The organism is Mesorhizobium sp. WSM1497 (assembly GCF_001672455.2).
Classification (GTDB): Bacteria; Pseudomonadota; Alphaproteobacteria; order Rhizobiales; family Rhizobiaceae; genus Mesorhizobium; species Mesorhizobium ciceri.
On the sequence record NZ_CP021070.1, the window covers coordinates 6,000,243 to 6,019,941 of the forward strand.

General features: G+C 62.9%; 18 protein-coding genes. 15 read left to right on the top strand and 3 right to left on the bottom strand.

Features of this window, described 5'->3' with window-relative positions:
* The first annotated feature begins 207 nt into the window (after window positions 1-207).
* From A9K65_RS29415 to A9K65_RS29440, 6 genes are all read left to right on the top strand, one after another.
* A complete protein-coding gene (locus A9K65_RS29415) occupies window positions 208-1,161 on the top strand; it encodes an ABC transporter permease (RefSeq protein WP_032809776.1) in 954 nt (317 codons plus the stop codon).
* Between the two features lie 33 nt (window positions 1,162-1,194).
* Window positions 1,195-2,211: a sugar ABC transporter substrate-binding protein gene (locus A9K65_RS29420; RefSeq protein ID WP_064994996.1), complete on the top strand. Its 1,017-nt coding sequence runs from the start codon at window positions 1,195-1,197 to the stop codon at window positions 2,209-2,211.
* 12 nt (window positions 2,212-2,223) lie between these two features.
* Window positions 2,224-4,341, top strand: a complete 2,118-nt coding sequence (locus tag A9K65_RS29425; protein ID WP_063167479.1) for an SMP-30/gluconolactonase/LRE family protein — start codon at window positions 2,224-2,226, stop codon at window positions 4,339-4,341.
* Window positions 4,338-5,432 (top strand): hypothetical protein, encoded by a 1,095-nt coding sequence (locus A9K65_RS29430; protein ID WP_064994995.1) that lies wholly within the window; start codon window positions 4,338-4,340, stop codon window positions 5,430-5,432. The genes A9K65_RS29425 and A9K65_RS29430 overlap by 4 nt, the downstream gene beginning before the upstream one ends.
* 3 nt (window positions 5,433-5,435) lie before the next feature.
* A complete protein-coding gene (locus A9K65_RS29435) occupies window positions 5,436-6,935 on the top strand; it encodes a sugar ABC transporter ATP-binding protein (protein ID WP_063167477.1) in 1,500 nt (499 codons plus the stop codon).
* 124 nt (window positions 6,936-7,059) lie between these two features.
* On the top strand, window positions 7,060-7,956 hold the full coding sequence (locus tag A9K65_RS29440; protein ID WP_064994994.1) for a LysR family transcriptional regulator: 897 nt from the start codon (window positions 7,060-7,062) through the stop codon (window positions 7,954-7,956).
* A gap of 100 nt (window positions 7,957-8,056) precedes the next feature.
* Here the strand turns inward: A9K65_RS29440 and A9K65_RS29445 are convergent, their stop codons facing one another.
* On the bottom strand, window positions 8,057-9,553 hold the full coding sequence (locus A9K65_RS29445) for an aldehyde dehydrogenase family protein (RefSeq protein WP_064994993.1): 1,497 nt from the start codon (window positions 9,551-9,553) through the stop codon (window positions 8,057-8,059).
* Window positions 9,554-9,694: 141 nt separating this feature from the next.
* Between A9K65_RS29445 and A9K65_RS29450 the strand changes: the two genes are divergently transcribed.
* The 3 genes from A9K65_RS29450 to A9K65_RS29460 all read left to right on the top strand — a co-directional run bounded on the left by A9K65_RS29450 (window position 9,695) and on the right by A9K65_RS29460 (window position 12,805).
* Window positions 9,695-10,438 carry a glucose 1-dehydrogenase gene (locus tag A9K65_RS29450; RefSeq protein ID WP_013533144.1) on the top strand — a complete coding sequence of 248 codons (744 nt, stop codon included), beginning with the start codon at window positions 9,695-9,697 and terminating at the stop codon, window positions 10,436-10,438.
* 25 nt (window positions 10,439-10,463) lie between these two features.
* Window positions 10,464-11,564, top strand: a complete 1,101-nt coding sequence (locus A9K65_RS29455; protein ID WP_063167474.1) for an isocitrate/isopropylmalate dehydrogenase family protein — start codon at window positions 10,464-10,466, stop codon at window positions 11,562-11,564.
* 101 nt (window positions 11,565-11,665) lie between these two features.
* Window positions 11,666-12,805 (top strand): alpha-hydroxy acid oxidase, encoded by a 1,140-nt coding sequence (locus A9K65_RS29460; protein ID WP_063167473.1) that lies wholly within the window; start codon window positions 11,666-11,668, stop codon window positions 12,803-12,805.
* 250 nt (window positions 12,806-13,055) lie between these two features.
* On the opposite strand, the gene A9K65_RS29465 is transcribed toward A9K65_RS29460, so the two are convergent.
* Entirely contained in the window at window positions 13,056-13,655 is a 600-nt protein-coding gene (locus A9K65_RS29465; protein ID WP_063167472.1) for a TetR/AcrR family transcriptional regulator, read from the bottom strand.
* 357 nt (window positions 13,656-14,012) lie between these two features.
* Here A9K65_RS29465 and A9K65_RS29470 point away from each other — a divergent pair, with 357 nt between their 5' ends.
* A complete protein-coding gene (locus A9K65_RS29470; RefSeq protein WP_244514267.1) occupies window positions 14,013-14,165 on the top strand; it encodes a hypothetical protein in 153 nt (50 codons plus the stop codon).
* Between the two features lie 204 nt (window positions 14,166-14,369).
* Here the strand turns inward: A9K65_RS29470 and A9K65_RS29475 are convergent, their stop codons facing one another.
* Window positions 14,370-15,275: a LysR family transcriptional regulator gene (locus A9K65_RS29475; RefSeq protein WP_013533150.1), complete on the bottom strand. Its 906-nt coding sequence runs from the start codon at window positions 15,273-15,275 to the stop codon at window positions 14,370-14,372.
* Window positions 15,276-15,410: 135 nt separating this feature from the next.
* Here A9K65_RS29475 and A9K65_RS29480 point away from each other — a divergent pair, with 135 nt between their 5' ends.
* The 5 genes from A9K65_RS29480 to A9K65_RS29500 all read left to right on the top strand — a co-directional run bounded on the left by A9K65_RS29480 (window position 15,411) and on the right by A9K65_RS29500 (window position 19,643).
* A complete protein-coding gene (locus A9K65_RS29480) occupies window positions 15,411-16,133 on the top strand; it encodes a LamB/YcsF family protein (protein WP_024502406.1) in 723 nt (240 codons plus the stop codon).
* 66 nt (window positions 16,134-16,199) lie between these two features.
* On the top strand, window positions 16,200-16,433 hold the full coding sequence (locus tag A9K65_RS29485; protein ID WP_013533152.1) for an acetyl-CoA carboxylase: 234 nt from the start codon (window positions 16,200-16,202) through the stop codon (window positions 16,431-16,433).
* Window positions 16,433-17,797 (top strand): acetyl-CoA carboxylase biotin carboxylase subunit, encoded by a 1,365-nt coding sequence (locus tag A9K65_RS29490; RefSeq protein ID WP_013533153.1) that lies wholly within the window; start codon window positions 16,433-16,435, stop codon window positions 17,795-17,797. The genes A9K65_RS29485 and A9K65_RS29490 overlap by 1 nt, the downstream gene beginning before the upstream one ends.
* Window positions 17,798-17,806: 9 nt before the next feature.
* Window positions 17,807-18,682, top strand: coding sequence for a carboxyltransferase domain-containing protein (locus tag A9K65_RS29495; protein WP_013533154.1), 876 nt, complete (start codon window positions 17,807-17,809; stop codon window positions 18,680-18,682).
* Entirely contained in the window at window positions 18,672-19,643 is a 972-nt protein-coding gene (locus A9K65_RS29500; RefSeq protein ID WP_063167471.1) for a biotin-dependent carboxyltransferase family protein, read from the top strand. The genes A9K65_RS29495 and A9K65_RS29500 overlap by 11 nt, the downstream gene beginning before the upstream one ends.
* The last annotated feature ends 56 nt before the right edge of the window (window positions 19,644-19,699 follow it).

The window sequence follows — 19,699 nt, forward strand, 5'->3', positions numbered from 1 at the left end:
GCGCATCAGAAAATCGAAATTGCCCCTGCCGCCCTGAGCCGCGATGGTCTTTACGCAAGCAGCCGGCTTAGGGCTGTGGAGGAACGTCGTCGCGGCAAAGCCCTGGGGCAAGGCCGCTTTGGCACGCCGCTGGTTCAAACCGGCAGCGAGGGAGGAATTGACTTGGCTGGTTCGGGCAAATCCGACACCGCGCGCTTGGGCATCAAAATGTCCCAGGAACTCGTCGTCGGCGCGATCTCGGCCGTCCTCTTCCTGGTGTTCTCGGCGACGCTCAACAATTTCCTGAGCCAAGGCAACATCCTTGCCATTCTCAAGAATGTCTCGATCCTGGGCACGCTGGCCGTCGGCATGGGGCTCATCGTCGTTGGGCGCGGCATCGACCTGACCATGGTGGCGGTGATGGTCGTCGGCGTCGCCTTCAGTATTTGGATCTCCACCTGGGGCGTCGACTTCACGCTGGCCGTCGTCTTCGGGGCCATCCTGGTCGCGGCCATCGGCCTGTTCACCGGCGTCATGGTGGCGGTGGCCGAAATTCCGCCGATCTTCGCCACCCTTGCCATCGCGTCCTCGGTCTACGGCTCTGGCCGCATCGTCTTTGCGTCCGACGTGCTCTATGCCCCCTCCGATATCGGCTGGCTGAAATTCGTCGGCAACGGAACCATCCTCGGCATCCCGATGTCGGTGATCATCTTCGCGGCGGTGGCCGCGCTCATGGGCTTTTTCCTGAGGAAGACCCGCTTCGGCCGGCTGGTCTATGCTACTGGCGACAACCCGAACGCGGCCCGCACGACCGGGCTGCCGACGCGCCCGATCATCGTGACGCAATATGTCATCAGCGCCCTCATTGCCTATATCGCCGGCATCATCATGCTGGGGCTGGTCACCGGCATCGACACGCGCCTCTACAATTCCAGCCTGATCTATGACGTGCTGCTGGTGGTCGTGCTGGGCGGCATCGGCCTCTCCGGTGGCCAGGGCGGCGTACGCAACGTCATCGTCGGCACCATCCTGGTCGGCATCCTGACCAACGGCATGACGATCCTGAACTTCAGCTACACCAGCCAGAACCTGATCAAGAGCGTGATCCTGCTGGGCGCGCTGGCGATCGACGCCATCATCAATCCGCGCGACGAGCAGACCTCGCAAAGCGGCGACATCTGAACAAGAACCGAGACATAAATCTGGGAGGATACCATGAAGTTGTTCAAGAACTGCCTGCTCGCGGGCATGACAGCGCTGGCGCTGCTGGGCGCGGCGAAAATCGCCACGGCGCAGGAAACCGATCAGGTCGGCCGCTCTACCTATCTCGAGGCGCTCAAGGGCAAGAAGGTCATCTTCGTGCCAATCTCGCAGGGCATGGACCTCAACCAGGCCTGGGTGGTGGTGTGGCAGCGTCACGCCGCTCGCTACGGCTTCAGCCTCGAAGTGCGCGATCCCTCCGGCGACACCAATGCCGGCATTCGCGCCATGCAGGGCGCCATCGCCGAGAAGCCGGACCTGATCATCGTGCAGAACCCCGACGTCCAGACCTACGCACGCCTGTTGAAACAGGCGCAGGCGGCCGGCATCAAGGTGCTGCAAGTCAACATGCAGTCGGCCACCCAGACGGACAGTTATGTCGGCAACGACTGGATCGAAATGGGCCGTCTCGAAATGGGCGAACTGGCCAAGCACTGCACCGGGCCCAATGCCGTCTCGCACAAGGTGGTCTGGCTCGCCGGCGTCCAGACGGGTGCCGCCAACATCTACATGCGCACCGGCATCGACGAGGTGCTGAAGGCCAATCCCGAGCTGCAGCTCGTCTCCGACCAGCCGGCCGATTACATGAGCGAAAAGGCCCGCCAGATCACCGAGACGGTCCTCCAGCAGCATCCGGACCTGTGCGGCATCATGGGCATCTGGGATAATGCTGAGGTCGGCGCCGGTGCCGCCGTCGTGGCCGCCGGCAAGCAGGACCAGGTGACGATCGTCACCAATGGCGCGGGCAGCGCCACGGGCTGCGAGAGCATCAAGAACGGGCTGCTCGACGTGATCTTCAACTTTAATGCCCCGATCCAGGCCGAGATCGCAGCACAACAGATTTCCGAGCTGCTGCAGCAGCCCGGCCGGCAGGCGGGCAGCGAGAAGACCATCTTCTTCGGCCCGATCACCCGCGTCGACAAGGCCAATGCGACCGGCAGGAATTGCTGGAAGCTGGACGAGCTCAAGTAACGGACTTCCTTGATGAGCATGGCTGAAAGCCTTGTGCGCTGGCGCTACCGCCTGCTCCCCGACCACGTGGTCGGGGAGATCCTGACCAAGAAGTGGATCGACAGCGTCATCCCCTTCACGGCGCTGGTGATTTTGTGCGCGATCTTCGGCTCGATCGTGCCGGGCTTCTTCGATCTGGCGACGCTGACCAATCTCAGCGGCCAGACCGCCGAGCTTGGCCTTGTGGTGCTCGGCATGACCATCGTCATGGTGTCAGGCGGCATCGATCTGTCTGTCGGGTCGACCTTCGCGCTCGCCGTGCTGGTCACGCTCTATGGGATGAATGTCGAGCAGTGGAGCTTTGGTACCGGCCTGTTGGCGTGCCTGGGCCTCGGCGTCGTCTGCGGCGCCATCAACGGCTTCCTGGTTGGCTTTCTGCGCATGCGGGCGTTTCTCACCACGCTGGTGACGCTCATCATCTACCGCTCGACCTTCGACATCGTCTTTCCCCAGGTCTCGACCCGGATCGTCACCAGCGGTCCGGACTCGCCAGCCTATGATTTTCTTGGTTTCGGTACGATCTGGGGCGTGCCGACGTCCTTTGTGGTGTTCGTCGTCATCGCGCTGATCATCCATCTCGTGCTGTCGCGCGCCCGCTATGGCTGGCGGCTGTTCGCGGTCGGCGGCGCGCGCCGCTCTGCCTACAATGCCGGCATCAATGTGCGCTTCATCTTGTTCAGCGCCTATGTCTTGTGCTCGGTACTGGTGGCGCTCTCCGGCTTCTTCTTCTCGGCCCGCATCGGCAGTGCCGCTTCCGACATCGGCACCGGTCTCGAACTGCAGGTGTTGACCGCGACCGTGCTCGGCGGCATCTCGCTAGGCGGCGGGCGCGGCTCGGTCGCCAAGGCGCTGATGGGCACCGTCTTCGTGCTTGTCCTGTCGAACAGTCTGCTTGCGCTGGCCGTGCCCGGCCCGGTCAATTTCCTGATCCTCGGCATCGTGCTGCTTTTGTCGGTGCTTCTCGACGTTCGCTGGGTGAAGAACCGCCACAAGATCCTGCGCAGCGTCTACATCTCGCCAACCTTCGCCAAGATGCCGCAGGCGATCTCGACCGCGCCCGGCGCGCCAATGGCGGTGAATGACCGGTTGAAGGACGTCGGCGTCATCGGCCTCGGCGTTCTCGATGGCGCGGAGGATGTGATCTTCGACCGGCAGGACCGTCTCTACACCGGCAGCCGCCAGGGCGAGATCCTGCGCTTCCAGCCGCCCCATTACACCGATAGCGAAGTGTTCGCACATATTGGCGGCTCGCCGCTCGGCATGGCTTTCGACCGCGACGACAACCTCGTCATCTGCGTCGCTGGCATGGGCCTCTATCAGGTCTCGCCGGCCGGCGACGTAAAGCTGCTGACCGCCGAAACCAACCGCTCACTGACCTCGGTGGTCGACGACTCGACCATGAAGCTCGCCGACGACTGCGACATCCTGCCGGACGGCCGTATCGTCTTCTCGGAAGCGACAGTGCGCTTCGAAATGCATGACTGGTATGCCGACGCGCTGGAAAGCCGCGGCAACGGACGCATCATCGTCCATGATCCCAAATCCGGTTCGACACGCACACTGCTGTCGAACCTCGTCTTCCCCAATGGCATCTGCACGGCCTTCGACGGCCAGTCGGTGCTGTTCGCCGAAAGCTGGGCCTGCCGCATCAGCCGCTACTATTTCGATGGCCCGAAGAAAGGCCAGGTCGAGCGCGTCATCGAGGGCTTGCCCGGCTATCCCGACAACATCAACCGCGCCTCCGACGGTACCTACTGGCTGGCCCTGATGGGCATGCGCACGCCGGCCTTGGATCTCTCGCTTGAAATGCCGAGCTTCCGCCGTCGCATGGCGCGGCGCGTATCGGAAGACGCGTGGCTGATGCCCAATCTCAACACCGGCTGCGTGCTGCGCTTCGACGAGAACGGCCAGATCCTCGAAAGCCTGTGGGACCAGGCCGGCGAGAAGCATCCGATGATCACCTCGATGCGCGAGCACAAGGGCATCCTCTATCTCTGCGGCATCTTCAACAACCGCATGGGCACCTTGCCCTTGAAAGGCGTCGATCCCGACTGGTTCAGCTCGGATTCCTACTGGGGCAAAAAGCCATGAGCGGTTTGAGCCAGCTTCTTGACCGCTTTCTCGGCCGTGGCGAGTGGGCAGTGACCGTGCCGACGCTCGACGGGCCGTTGCTGCCCAACCAAGGACTGGAGGAAGCCGAGCCGTTCGCCGGCCTCGCCGAGGCCGACAATCTCGTACGCACCGAAAAGGGCATTCTGGCAAGCAGCGCCAACCGGCTGATGCGCTTTAGCGCCGACGGCCATGCCGAAACCTTGCAGGAATTTCCGGGCGAGATCACCGCACTCGCCCATGCCCGCGGCATGACCGCGATGGCCATCGACGGCAAGGGCGTCGTCGTCCACGGCGGCCTGCATGACGGGCGCGAGGCGACGGGTGAGGAGGCTCGGCGCCTCTCCTGCATCACCGCTCTCACCTTCCTCGACAGCAACACCTTGCTGGCGGCCAACGGTTCGGCCTCAGTGCCGGCGAGCAGTTGGCGTCGCGACCTGATGCAGAAGAGCGTGTCCGGTTCGGTCTGGCGGCTCGATCTAAAAAACGGCCGGCTGGAGCTTGTCAGGGACGGCTTGGCCTGGCCGGCCGGCATCGCCACCACCGGCTCCAACCGCATCTACGTTTCGGAGGCCTGGCGCCACCGCGTGCTGGCGATCGACCTTGCCACCACGGCGACGCTGCCCGTGCTGGAGCATCTGCCGGCCTACCCCGCCCGCATCGCCCCGGCCTTCAACGCCGGCTATTGGCTGACCTTCTATTCCGTGCGCAACCAACTGGTGGAGTTCATCCTGCGCGAGGAGACCTACCGCACCCGCATGCTGGCGGAAGTCCCGGAGGCCTACTGGATGGCGCCGTCGCTCGGCTCATGGCGCGACTATCGCGAGCCCATGCAAGGCAGCCAGTTGAAGCAGATGAACGTGCTGAAGCCATACGCGGTGACAAGGTCCTACGGGCTGGTGGTTCTTTGCGACGAGAACATGAAGCCGCTGTCGAGTTTCCATTCGCGCGCAGACGGCAAGGTGCACGGGACGCTGAGCGCCTGCGAGCTGGGCGATGATCTGCTGGTCGCCTCGCGCGGCGGATCGAGGATCGTGCGCGTGGCGAGCGCCGCCAGCGGCAAGCGAGGCTAAGCGATGTCGGACGCCAACATCATTGAACTCAGGAATGCCGCCAAGGCATTCGCGCGCATTCCGGCCTTCAAGAATGTCAATTTCGACCTGCGCAAAGGAGAAATCCACGCGCTGCTCGGCGAAAACGGCGCCGGCAAGTCGACGCTGACCAAGGTCATGGCCGGTGTCTTCAAGCTGACCGAGGGCAAGATGACCTTCGACGGCAAGGATGTGTCCTTCGCCACGCCCGCCGAAGCGCTGCGCGCCGGCATCGCCATGGTGTTCCAGGAAACCAACCTGGTGCCGGCCATGACCGTGGCGCAGAATCTCTATCTCGGCGAAGAGAAGATGTTCAACCGGTTGCGCGGCCTCTACATTCAGGCGCGGCAGTTCCTCGCCGGCATGGGCTTCCAGGTCGACCCGTCCGCGCAGGTCAGCACGCTGGGCGCGGCGCACAAGCAGATGGTGGAGATCGCGCGCGCCGTCCACCACAAGGCCCGCGTCATCATCTTCGACGAGCCGACCGCGACGCTGACGCCTGAAGAGAAGAGCCACTTCTTCAAACTTTTGCAGCGGCTGGTGAAGGAGGGCATCGCCGTCATCTTCATCACCCATGCGCTGGAAGAGGCGCTTGCCGTCGCCAACCGCATCACGGTCATGCGCGATGGCGAGATCGTCGCGTCCGGCGAGGCCAAGGGCTTCACCCGCGCCTCGATCGTGCAGGCCATGGTCGGCCGCACGCTCACCGAAACGCTGCATGGCGAGGTCAAGCGCACGGCGCGCCCCTATGGCGACAAGGTGCTTTCGGTCGAGAATCTGTCCTGCGCCGGCCTGGTGCGCAACTCTTCCTTCTCGGTGTTTTCAGGCCAGGTCACCGGCATGTTCGGCCTTGTCGGCGCCGGCCGCACCGAAATGGCCAAGGTCGTCGCCGGACTGTTGAAGCGCAACATCTTCCACGGCGGCGAGATCCGCCTGCTCGGCAAGTCGGTGCGCTATCGGGTGCCCAGGCCTGCGGTGCGCGACGGCATCGTCTATGTCACCGAGGATCGCAAGGTCGACGGTTTCTTCGAAACCATGACCGCGGGCGAGAACCTGCAAATGGGTGAACTGACCGAGGGCGCCAATCCCGTCTCCATGGTGTCGCTGGCGCGAGCCAGGCAACTTGCCCGCGAATGGGGCGAACGTCTGAGCCTGCGGCAGACCAGCGACCGAGCCCGGATGATCGAGCTCTCCGGCGGTAACCAGCAAAAGGTCGTGATCGCCAAATCGCTGATTCAGAAGCCGAGGCTGGTGATCTTCGACGAGCCGACACGCGGGGTCGACGTCGGCGCCATCGTCGAGATCCACCAGCTCATCAGCGATCTCGCTGAGCAAGGCATGGCCGTCGTTGTCATCTCGTCCTACCTGCCTGAAATTCTCGCCGTTTCGGATCGCATTCTGGTGGTCAAGCGCGGCCGCGTGGTCGAGGAGATGATGCTTTCGGAGGCCACCGAGGAACGCGTCATGTTCGCCGCGGTTCATTGAGCGGCTCGACAAGAGAGACACTTTTGCCGGCCAAGCCAGGACCAATGTCTGGCCTGCCCTATTGCCTTGCAATCGGTTCCGCGTCTGAATAGGTCAGGGGTCAGATCACCCTGCCCGAGCGGATATGCCCAGCGTCAACCTCAAACTTCTGCAGACGTTCTTGCTTGCCGCCGAAAACGGCAGCTTCCGACGTGCTGCCGAGGAGAGCAACCGTTCGCCATCGGCGGTCTCGATGCAGATTCGCGACCTTGAGGAGCAGATCGGCATCTCGCTGTTCATCCGCACCGCACAGCGTGCCAGCCTGACGCCGGAAGGCCAGATCCTGTTCGAGGAGATCGCCAACGTGATGTCACAGGTGCAGACCAGCCTCGACCGCCTGACGGAGGTCGCCGCTCGTCGCAAGGGCAAAGTGCAGATCGCCTGCGCCCCGACGCTCGCGGCAAGCCGGCTGGGCGATATCCTGGCGACATTCAAGTTGCGCTATCCACGCAGCATCGTCGAGGTCATCGAGAGTCCGCCGCAGGCCGCGCTTGGCCTTTTGCAACAGCAGGAGGTCGAGTTCTACATCGGCCCGGAACTGCCAAACCTGACGGACTTCCAGTTCGAGTCCATCCTCGACGATCCGCTGATGGCCTGCATCCCCACGGAAATATACGGCGGCGAAAAGAAGCTGCTGCTCTCCGACCTGCTGCGCTATCCGCTCATCCTGCTCAACCGCAAGACCGCCGTGCGCGGCCTTGTCGATCGGCTGACGGTGGCGGAAGGCATCGAGTTCAAGCCGCAATACGAGGTCGAAAGCGCACAGACGGCGGTGGCACTGGTGTGTTCGGGACTTGGCGTCTGCGTGGTGCCCGGCATCGCCATTTCGCGCAATGACGAGCGTATGCGGGTGGTGCCGATCGACCATCGCGACGCCCACCGCTCGGTCGGCATCATCACCGCGCGGGGCTATGTGCACCACTCCTTCTCCGAACAGCTGATGAACCTCATCCGCACCAATTTGCGCGAACTTGCAAACTGAGCGTCGCGCCTTCGGACAGGCACCTTGCACGAGCGCCGAGAATGGTGCGCTGGGAATGCCGCCATTGGCAGCCCGGCCTCACCTGAATATCAGCGCACCCTCAGTCGGTCTGGATCCAGATCGACTTGGTCTCCAGATATTCATGCAGATGTTCGATGCCGCCCTCGCGGCCGTAGCCGGACATCTTCATGCCGCCGAACGGCACCGCCGGGTCGATGGCGTGGTACATGTTGACCCATACCGAGCCGGCCTTGATGCGGCGGGCGAGCTTGTGGGCGGTGCCAAGATGACTGGTGAAAATGCCGGCCGCCAGGCCATAGGGCGTCGCATTGGCCCGCGCCACGGCTTCGTCGAGCGTGTCGAACGGCATCGCCGAAATCACCGGACCAAAGATCTCTTCACGCGCGATGGTCATCTTGTCCGACACCGCACCGAAGACAGTCGGCGCGATGAAATTGCCGCCGTCGTAGGGCCCGCCGGTCAGTCGCGAGCCGCCCGCCATCAGTTCCGCGCCTTCGTCGCGGCCGGCCTTGATATAGCCCACCACCTTGCCGGCCTGCCTGGCATTGATGAGCGGGCCGATTTCGGTTTCCGCCTCGATGCCATGGCCGATGCGAAGCCTGCCGGTAAACTCGGCGACCCGGCGCACGAATTCGTCATGGATTTCGCGGGCCACGAAAAGCCGCGAACCGGCGATGCAGATCTGGCCCGAATGCACGAACACAGCCATCGCGGCGACAGGAACCGCCTTGTCGATGTCGGCATCGCGGCAGACGATGATCGGCGATTTGCCGCCGAGCTCCAGGGAAACGCGCTTGAGGTTGGTCACGCCCGCCCGCGCGATGGCCTGGCCGGTCAGCGTCGAGCCGGTGAAGACGATCTTGTTGACGTCGGGATGTTCAGCGAGCCGCGCCCCGGCCTCTGTCCCGGTGCCGGTGACGACGTTGACGACGCCGTCGGGAACGCCGGCCTCCTGCATCAGCCTGGCGATCAGCAGCGGCGTCAACGAAGCATCCTCCGAGGGCTTCAGCACGATGGTGCAGCCGGTGGCGAGCGCCGGCGCGATCTTCCAGATCGACGCCGCGGTCGGAGCGTTCCAGGGGATGATCGCGCCGACAACGCCTACCGGCTCGCGCCTTGTGAACGAGACGATCTCGCCGGGGATCGAATTGTCTATGGATTCGCCATGCAGCGCGGTCGCCATGCCCGCATAGAAGCGCAGCATGCCGATGACGCGCCGCCGGTTGGCGAGCGTGCGCGTGATCGGCAGTCCCATGTCGAGAGTGTCGGAAACGCTGAGTTCTTCCCAATGGGTCTCGAAGAGATCGGCGATGCGCAGAAGCACGCACTGCCGCTCGTAGGGCGAGAATTTTGACCACGGCCCTTCGAAGGCCGTGCGCGCAGCGTCCACCGCCGCATCGATGTCGGCCGCCGAGCCACGCGGCACGGTGGCCAGCACTTCGCCAGTCGCCGGGTTGAGCGCCTGCATCTCCTGGCCGGATTGTGCCGGAACCCACTTGCCGCCGACGAACATCGGCCGGAATTCGCCATGGTAGAGCGCCGTGGCCTTCGCCCGCGGGTCGAAATTCAGCGTCATCTCTTCCTCCTCACAATTCCGTGGCGACTATGACTCCCACGCCGGTCGACCTCAAACAAGGAAAGCTAAAAGGGCGTTCAGATAATCGGACTGTGCAATGCACGCGACTTCCCCGATGGTGCCGGCAACGGAGGAACAGATATGAGACTTGCTGGCAAGGTCGCTATCGTCACGGGCGGCGGTTCGGGATTTGGCGAAGGCATCGTCAGGAAATTCGTCACCGAAGGTGCGCTGGTCGTGTTGATGGACCGTGATGAGGCCGCCGCGGCTCGCGTTGCTGCCGAAGCCGGCGAAAATGTGCGGCCAATCACTGGCGACGTCTCGACACTCGGAAGCTTCGAAGCGGCGGCAGACCTGGCCCGCTCGGCCTTTGGCGGTCTCGACATACTGGTCAACAATGCCGGCGTGGCCCAGCCGCCCTTGGCGCTCGAGACGATGGACGAAGAGATGTTCGACCGGATCGCCAACGTCAACATGCGATCCATCTACAATGGCGCCCGTGCGGTCGTCGCGCATTTCAAATCCATCAAATCAGGCGCCATCCTCAACGTCGCCTCCACCGGCGGCGTCTCGCCGCGCCCGAATTTGACGTGGTACAATGCTTCCAAAGGCTGGGCGATTGCCGCCACCCGGGCCATGGCCGTGGAACTCGCCCCCTTCGGCATCCGCGTCAACGCCATCAATCCGGTTGCCGGCGACACGCCACTTCTGTCCACTTTCATCGGCTCCGGCGAAGAGAACCGCGCCCGCGTCGTCGCCACCATTCCGATCGGCAGGCTGTCTACGCCGGCGGACATGGGCAACGCCGCGGCATTCCTGTGCTCCGACGAGGCCAGCATGATCACCGGCGTCGACCTCAACGTCGATGGCGGCAAGTGCATCTGAGCGTTAGACCATTTGGGAGTTGGCGATGAAGCCTGTCTACGAAATCGCCGTGGTGCATGGCGACGGCATCGGCCCGGAAGTCTGCGCCGCAGCGGTTCAAGTGGTGAAAGCAGCGCTCGGTCCCGGCAGCCCCTTGCACTTCAGCGAATACCCGGCCGGAGCCGAGCATTTCCTGAAGACCGGCCAGAGCTTTCCCGAGCCGACCTTCCAGGCCTGCCGCGAGGCGGACGCCATCCTGCATGGTGCGGGCGGCTTGCCGGGCGTCATCCATCCCGATGGGACCGAAGCAGGCCTGGATTTCACGCTGAGGCTGCGCTTCGAACTCGATCTCTATGCCAACATCCGCCCCGTCAGGCTTTTCGAGGGCGTGCCGAGCCCGTTGAGCGGAGTGAAGGCCGGCGGTATCGACTACATCATCTTGCGCGAGAACAGCGAAGGGCTTTACGCCGCGCGGGGATCGGGCGCGCTGTTGCGCGGCGAAGTGGCGGTCGACACGCTGGTGCAGACCCGCTCCGGCATCGAGCGCATCGCACGCAAGGCCTTCGAACTGGCGCGCCAGTCGGGCGGCGCGCCCCGTGACGGCGTGCGCCGGGTGACCTGCTGCGACAAGGCCAACGTGCTGCGCAGCTATGCCTTCTTTCGCTCCGTCTTCGACGAAGTGGCGAAGGACTATCCCGATATCGCGACCGAGCACGCGCTGGTCGACGCCATGGCGATGCATCTCGTGGTGAAACCGGGCCATTTCAACGTCATCGTCAGCGAGAACATGTTCGGCGACATCCTGTCCGACCTCGCCGCCGCGACGGTGGGCGGGATGGGCATGGCGCCTTCAGCCGAGATCGGCGCGGCCAACGGCTTCTTCCAGGCCGCGCACGGCTCGGCGCCCGACATTGCCGGCCAGGGTATCGCCAATCCGTATGGGACGATCCTGTCGGCAGCCTCGATGCTCGACTGGCTCGGCCACAAGCATGGCGACGAGAGACTCAACCAGGCCGCAGCGCGCATCCGTCGCGTGACCGAGGACTGCCTGGCCAACGGGCTTCTGAGCGCCGATCTGAAAGGCAGGGCGTCGACCAGCGAGATAACCCGTTCGGTCTGCGACCGGCTCGCTGCCGGGCGCGACTGATATGACCAAGCCAAGGATAAATCTTGTTGGACCTGGCAAGGTCGGCCAGACGCTCATGCGCCGGATATTCATCGCCGGCCGGCACAGGGTCCAGACCTGAGATGGGCGCTCTCGATCGCCAGGTTTCGGTCGAGGACTTTCGCACGCTTGCCCGTCGTCGTCTGCCGAAATCCGTCTTCGAATTCATCGATGGCGGGGCGGGGCAAGAACTCACCCTCAAAGCCAATCGAAGCGATTTCGAAAAGATCAGAATTTTGCCGCGCGTGCTTACCGATGTTTCGCATCCGAACGTTTCCACGACGCTCTGGTCCGAGACCTTGCCAACACCGCTGGTGATCAGCCCGATGGGCTCCTGCGCGCTGGTCAGGCCCGGAGCCGACATTGCCATCGCGAGGGCGGCAACCGCTCGCAGCATCCCCTACACGCTCTCCACCATGGCCACGGCCAGCATCGAAGGCATGGCGCGAGCCGTACAGGGGCCGCTGTGGTTCCAGCTTTATGTGCTCAAGGATTTCGACTTCAATCGCCAGTTGGTGAGGCGAGCGGAAGAATTTGGCTATTCGACGCTGGTGGTGACCGTTGATCTGCAAGCCGGTGGCAAGCGCGAAAAGGATCTTAGGAACGGCATATCTATCCCACTGCGGCCTTCGGCCCGGCATCTCTGGGAAGGCATGCTTCATCCTGGCTGGTCGCTGCGCCTGCTGCGCGGCGGTCTGCCCCAGTTCGAGAACGTCCGCGGCTATCTCGGTGACAACAGCGCCGGCCTGACGATCGCCGCGCGTGTTGGCGGCAGCCTCCATGCAGGTTTCGACTGGGACGATTTCCGCCAGATCCGCGACTGGTGGAAAGGCCGGCTGCTGGTCAAGGGCGTCCTGCACCCGGGCGATGCGTCGCGACTGGTGGCGGCTGGTGCCGATGGCATCTGGGTGTCCAACCATGGAGGCCGCCAGCTCGACGGTGCTGTATCGAGCATCGATGCCCTGCCCGCTATCCGTCAGGCACTTGGCGCCCAAATCCCGATCCTCATCGATTCCGGTATCCGCACGGGCACGGACATCGTCAAGGCCAAGGCACGCGGCGCCACCGTCGCGGCGATCGGCCGGGCCGCCCTGTTCGGCGCCGTGGCTGGCGAGCCCGGCGTGGCCAAGGCACTGGATATCATCCTGGACGAAGTGGTGACTTGCCTCAGGCTCTGCGGGATCCCCCGTTTTCAGGAAGCGGGATCAGAAATGATAGCATAGCGCCAAGACGAGTGCTCACGCTTGGTCAAGAGGTACAGAAAACCCCCGCTCGTCCAATATTCTTCCTCATCATGCCAAGGTTTTGCTATCGCGGTTGTGCAAGCGGCTGCGGGCGGCCGACCAATTGCCGCCCTCACACGCCGCTCCTTCCCAAGCCCAGCGGCCGCCTGTCAGAGAGCACTTGTTTGATGCACACCCGCTAGCGGCGGTCGTGATTAAATTCGAGAGGCTGCACAGTCGGATAGGCAGACTAAGGTCGGCCGCCCGGTGCTGTTTTCGGTTCCATCCACCCGTTCTTCAGAATGTCGCGAAGCACGTTGCGGATGTCTTCGCCCGCTGCCGTTGCGCCGCTCGCCCAAGCGATCGCCAGTGCCCCGAAAAAGATGTCGCGCCCGGTCATCGTCCGTCGTGCAAGCCCTTCGTCCTGTGCAGCCTTCAGGATTCGCTCCGTCGTCGCGATGACAGCATGGCAGGTCGGCGTCAGCGGGGATTCTACTCGGCAAGCCGCCCGTAACGGTTCAGGCAAGCCCTCATAAGCCAGCATCCAGTCGCCGAGAGCTTCAACCCAGAGTTCGAGTGCGCGGCCTGCATCGCTCTCCCCGGCTTCGATTTCAACGCGACGATGGTCGAGGCCTTCATAATGAAGAACTAACAGCGCAGCCAGCAGGGCGTCTTTGTTTGGAAAATGGCGGTAGAGCGTCCCTGCTCCCACGCCCGCCAGCTTCGCAATAGAATCCATCGAAACGTCAACACTGTCGTTGCCGAACGCTTGTCGCGCCACCTCGAGAATGTGCGCCCGATTATGCTGCGCGTCCCTGCGCAGGGCTGACGCGACCGAAAATTGCGACATTACTGACCTTGAACCCTTGAATACCGGAGACACTCTCCGTATCTAAAAGCCGAATCGGAGAGAGTCTCCATATAGCCCCCGGTCGATTATTCTAACAGGTCGGCATTAGCGAGCGAAACGAGGACACGATGATCAGGCAGATGATACCGGCATGCATCCGGACAACGGGCACCGCAACCTGCCTGGCGCCTGGCGCGCGCCGTCAGTAGATGCCGCGAGCTATACGAGTTTCGAGGCGGACTGCTCCGTCGGCAGCACCGCCCTGCGCGACCCTCTGGATGTCCGCTCAATACGGAATAGATCCGCGCACCATGCGCTGAGCAACCGGGCACGCCCGCCTACTGCACGGAACTGACGTTGCCTGATCTTCAGGATGCGCTGTCCACGGCGGAAAAGGCGCGCGCACCCGGAATTCGCGACGCGCTGATCAAGGGCTTCATCGAGGCGACGCCTCCCCTCCGCCACGAGCAGATCGTAGCCCGCAACCGTGAAGTCACCGCCCGCCGATGAGAAACTTCTCCGGTTCCGGTCCGAGGTGGACCAATAAGACTGTCCAAGAATTCCTTCTGTTTGTCGGGAGCAACCTGAGGGACGACGATGACGAGGTAATTTGCGACAAAGGTGAAATCCTCCTTGATGATGCGAGGCATCAGCTCCTGCGCGCGGCATGCTCCGCTGCTCAACCAGCCATAGCGCCTGACTGGCGGCAGGAGGTTAGCCGCCGCCGCCCATGGTTACGGACATAAAGGCCCGGAAGGCCGCAGCCGCCGGTTCGATTGATCTGTCACGCGACCAGGCAAGGCCAACGTCCATAGTGGGGATGGGCTCGACAAGCCCGCGCACTTCGATGCGCTGCCCCTCCAAGGACCAGGGGCGGTAAACCATGTCGGACAGGACAGTGACCCCCATGCCGGCAGCCACGAGCGACCGCACGGCCTCGACCGAACTGGTGGTAAGGACGGCGCGGAGCGAAAGGCCCGCGGCATCCCAGTAACGGGCGGCCGTCGTGCGTGCCTCGTCAACCGTCAGCATGACATAATCTTCCGCCGCCACATCGGCGAGGCTGATCTCCTGCCGCGCGAGGAGGTGATGATCAGCCGAAAGCCAGAGCCGGCGGTTCGACCGCATCAAGACCTCCTGCGCCAACTCCTTGGTGTGCTCCAGGTTCGACACCAGCATCACGGCCATGTCGATGTCCCCGCACATCAACCCGCTTTCGAGAGCGTCTCGGGGCAGTTCCAGCACCTCGACCTCGATCTCGGGATAGGTCTTTCGAAAGCGCGCGTAGTGGCGCGACATGTAGTAGCCGACGACCGTGTAGGTCATGCCCAGCCGCAGCTTGCCCGCCAGGCCTTTCCTATCGCGCAACGGGCTTCGGACGGCGGCAGCGACGGCCCCGGTGATAACACGCGCATGTTCAAGAAACCGCGCGCCCTCCATCGTCAGTCTTACGCCAGCGTGGTTACGCTCCAAAAGCCGTACGCCCAGGTCAGCCTCAAGCGTCTTTATCGCCGCAGTGACCGCCGATTGCGAGATGTTGAGTTCCACCGCGGCATGACTGACCTGTCCGCTCTCGGCGGTCGCGATAAAATAATCCAGCTGTTTCAAGGTGATGGTCATGGTGCGCCCTGGCCCAGAACCATTATCTGTTTTTTTGATATGACAATCAATAAACTACTATTTCACAAATGCCCTCGCATGCGCAAAAAATGCTGCAACGCCGCAAAGACGGCAGCTTCGAGGGGTAACAATGTGATGGCGGTGACGCTAAACTGCGACATGGGCGAAAGCTTTGGCCTCTACAAGGTTGGCGATGATATGGGCATGATGCCCATCATCGACGTTGCCAATGTCGCCTGTGGTTTTCACGCTTCCGATCCGGATCACATGCACACCGCCGTCCGCAGCGCCAAGGCGAGTGGCGTAAAGATCGGCGCCCATCCAGGCTTGCCCGACATTCAGGGTTTCGGCCGGCGCGAGATGCGGATGACCCGCGAAGAAGTCAGAAACACCATCATTTACCAGGTGGGAGCGCTTGCCGGCTTCCTCAAGGCCGAGGGTGTGGAACTCCACCACATCAAGCCGCATGGCAGCCTCTACTTCATGGCCATGCAGCAGGAGGCAATAGCCCATGGCGTGTGCGACGCGGCAGAGATTTTCGGCGTACCCCTCTTCGGCATGACGGGCACCCTGCATGAGAAGATCTATCAAGAGCGCGGTATCCCATTTGTCGCTGAGTTCTATGCCGATCTCGACTACGATGCCTCCGGCAAGCTGATCTTGACACGCGTTCATGACGCCAAGGACCCCGCAGAGATGGCCGAGCGGTGCGTACGCGCCATCAGGGAGGGCGAGGGCACGGCAGAGGACGGCAGTTTCTTCCCTGTACGCTGCGAAACCATCTGCGTGCATTCCGATACGCCGAACGCCATCGAAATAGCCCGGGCCGTGCGCACCGCAATCGCCCCCTGGCACTGAACTCGACCGAACCCGCCCGCGCGGGCGGTTCCAGATTAGTCTGTCCGCAGTTTTCCGGAGCTTTTTATGGCCCAGATTCTTTCACCTCTTCCCGGCACTTTTTATCGCAGCGCTTCGCCAGACCAGCCGCCATACAAGGCGGATGGCGACGCGGTGTCCGCCGGAGACGTAATCGGTCTCATCGAAGTGATGAAGTCGTTCCACGAAGTGAGGGCCGAGACGGCCGGTACGAACATCCGCTTCATTGCCGACAATGAGGATCCCATCATGGCCGGCGCACCTATTGCGGATCTCGACTGATGCTGAAAAAGCTTCTGGTTGCCAACCGGGGCGAGATAGCGGTCAGGATCATCCGGGCCGCGCAAGATCTGGGGATCGCCACCGTGGCGGTGTATTCGGCCGCAGACGCCGAGTCGCTCCACGTCCAGCTTGCGGACGAAGCGGTCAACATCGGCCCACCAGCTGCAAAGAAGTCCTATCTCAATGTCGAAGCAATTCTGAAGGCTGCCCGCGACACCGGTTGCGACAGTGTTCATCCAGGCTATGGGTTCCTTGCCGAGAATGCCGCGTTTTCCGACGCGGTCACAGGCGCTGCATTGGTCTTCGTCGGCCCGTCGGGAGATGCGATCCGGATGATGGGAGACAAGGTCTCGGCGCGATCGGCCGCTGCCGCTGCAGGTGTCCCCGTCGTGCCAGGCTCGGCTGGCCGGGTCGAGGGCCTCGAGGCTGGCCACGAGGTGCTGACCGCAACCGGTTTTCCGGTGATGATCAAGGCGGCGGCAGGCGGCGGCGGGCGGGGCATCCGCATCGCGAACTCGCTTGCCGAGTTCGAACAAGCCTTTCCTCAGGCCGAAGCAGAAGCCCTCGCCGCCTTTGGCGATGGTGGTCTCTACATGGAAAAGGTGATCGGCAAGGCCCGCCATATCGAGGTGCAGGTGCTGGCAGACGGAAGCGATGCCATCCACTGCTACGAGCGGGAGTGCTCGCTGCAGCGGCGACGCCAGAAGGTTTGGGAGGAGGCGCCGTCGCGCGCACTTTCAGACAGGCTGCGCGAAGAGCTCTGCGCTTCAGCGGTCGCCTTGGCCAAGGCGGTCAAATACTCTGGTGCCGGCACGGTAGAGTATCTTTACGACGATGAAGCAGACCGCTTTTACTTCATCGAGATGAACACCCGTATCCAGGTCGAGCACCCGGTCACCGAAGCGATCACCGGCATCGACCTCGTTGCGGAGATGCTTCGCATCGCCGGCGGCGAGAAGCTGCGGATCCGGCAAAGCGATGTCTCCGTCAAAGGGCATGCGATCGAAGTCCGGCTCAATGCCGAAGACCCGGCGAAGGAGTTCGCTCCATTCCCCGGGCAGGTGGCCGAGCTTCGCATTCCCGGCGGTCCGGGCGTACGCTTCGATTCGATGCTCTATCAAGGCTATCAGGTGCCGCCCTTTTATGACTCGCTGCTTGCCAAGCTGATCGTGCATGCAGAGACGCGCGAGGCGGCGATAGTGCGCCTGATCCGCGCGCTCAACGAGTTGAAGATCGGCGGGCTCAAGACCACCAAGCCGCTGTTTCTTGCGCTGGCCGCCGATCCGGCGATGCGGGCGGGAGACGTGCATACCCGCTGGCTGGAAGGCTGGCTCATCGAAAACGCCGCAGCATTGGCGGGTTAAGGAGGACCGATGTCGATACGATTCAACTTCGGCGGTGACGAACATATCTTCGGCGAGGTGTCCGAAGAAATGTCGCTCACCTCCTTCTTTACCGGCCTTTCGATGACCAATGCGGTGCGTACGGCAGGCATCCGAGGCGTCACCGAGATCTGCCCAGCCAACGCCAGCTTCCAGATTCGCTTCAACCCCGACATCGTCAAGCCGCAGGATTTGCTCAGCGAACTGAAGTCGATGGAAGAGGCCGCCTCGAAGTCGGACCCGGTGCTGAAGACCCGGATCATCGAACTGCCGGTTTATTTCCAGGATCCATGGACGCGTGAAACCTGCCTGCGCTTCCGCGAGCGCCATCAGGACCCCTCCTCCACCGATCTTGAATATTCGGCACGCATCAACGGCTACGCCACGGTGGAAGAGTTTATCGAGGCCTATTCCGGCCAGCCCTGGTTCGTATCGATGGTCGGCTTCGTCGCCGGACTGCCCTTCCTGTACCAGATGGTTGAGCGCAAGAAACAGATTCAGGCGCCGAAATACTTGCGTCCACGCACCGACACTCCCAAGCTCACCATTGGCCATGGCGGCTGCTTTGCAGCGATCTATTCGGTACGCGGCGCTGGCGGCTACCAGATGTATGGCATAACCCCGGCCCCGATCTACGACCCGACCAGGAAGGTGCGCTACCTCGCCGATGACATGTGCCTGTTCAAGCCAGGCGATATCGTCAAGTTCAAGGCCATTGGCCGCGATGACTACGACGCCACGCTTGAGGAAATCGAAGCCAATCGGTGGCAGCCGACGGTTCGCGAGTGCACCTTCAGCCTGAAGGATTTCAACAGCGACATTTACGGCACCAATGCAAAGCTGATGGAGCTTATCAATGGCCGTTAAGGTAATCTCTCCCGGCCTCTCCACTTCCGTGCAGGACCTTGGCCGACCCGGCCACTATCATGTCGGCATTCCAGAAGGCGGCGGCATGGACCGCTTTGCGACACGCATCGCAAACCTGCTTGTCGGCAACGATCCGGGTGCCGCGGTGCTCGAAGCCACTTTCATGGGTCCCGAACTCGAATTCACCCAATCCGCGGTCGTCGCCGTCACAGGTGGAGAGCTCCCACCCAAACTCAATGGCGAGGAACGGTCGACGTGGGAAAGTTTTCCGGTGAAGGCCGGTGACCGGCTTTCCTTCGGCTTCCTCAAGGGCGGCGCGCGCGCTTATCTGGCCGTCTCCGGCGGCATCGACGTACCCGTGGTTCTCGGTTCGCGCTCGACTTACATTCTGGGCGCGCTTGGCGGCCATCAGGGCCGCACGCTGAAGGCGGGCGATGAGCTTCCCCTCGGCGAAGGTTCCGGCAAAGCCGGTCTTTCACTGCCTGCAAATCTGCGCCGCGCGCGCAATAGCCCGGCGGAACTCAGAATGCTTCCCGGCATATACTGGCATCGGATCACTGAGGCTGCCGGCAATCGGTTCTTTGAGGAAACCTGGAAGGTCGCGCCCGAAGCCGACCGTATCGGCTATCGCTTCCGGGGCGGAACGCCGCTGGAATTCGTCGAGCGCGAGCAGCCTTTCGGTGCGGGCTCCGACCCCTCGAACATCGTCGATGCCTGCTATCCCTACGGATCTGTCCAAGTGCCGAGTGGCACGGAGCCGATCGTTCTTCACCGGGACGCGGTTTCGGGTGGCGGGTACATGATGCTGGGCGTGGTGATATCGGCCGACATGGACCTTATCGCCCAGCTCCAGCCGCACACCCCGGCGCGCTTCGTCCCGGTGACGCTGGAAGACGCGCTTGCCGCGCGAACCGAACAGCGCGCCGCGCTGGCGCGTGCTGAAGGGCATCTGGCCGGCTGACGTCAGCCGGGAATGCCGGCGGAGGAGCCGGAGGCGAGGAGATCGGCCGGCCAAAA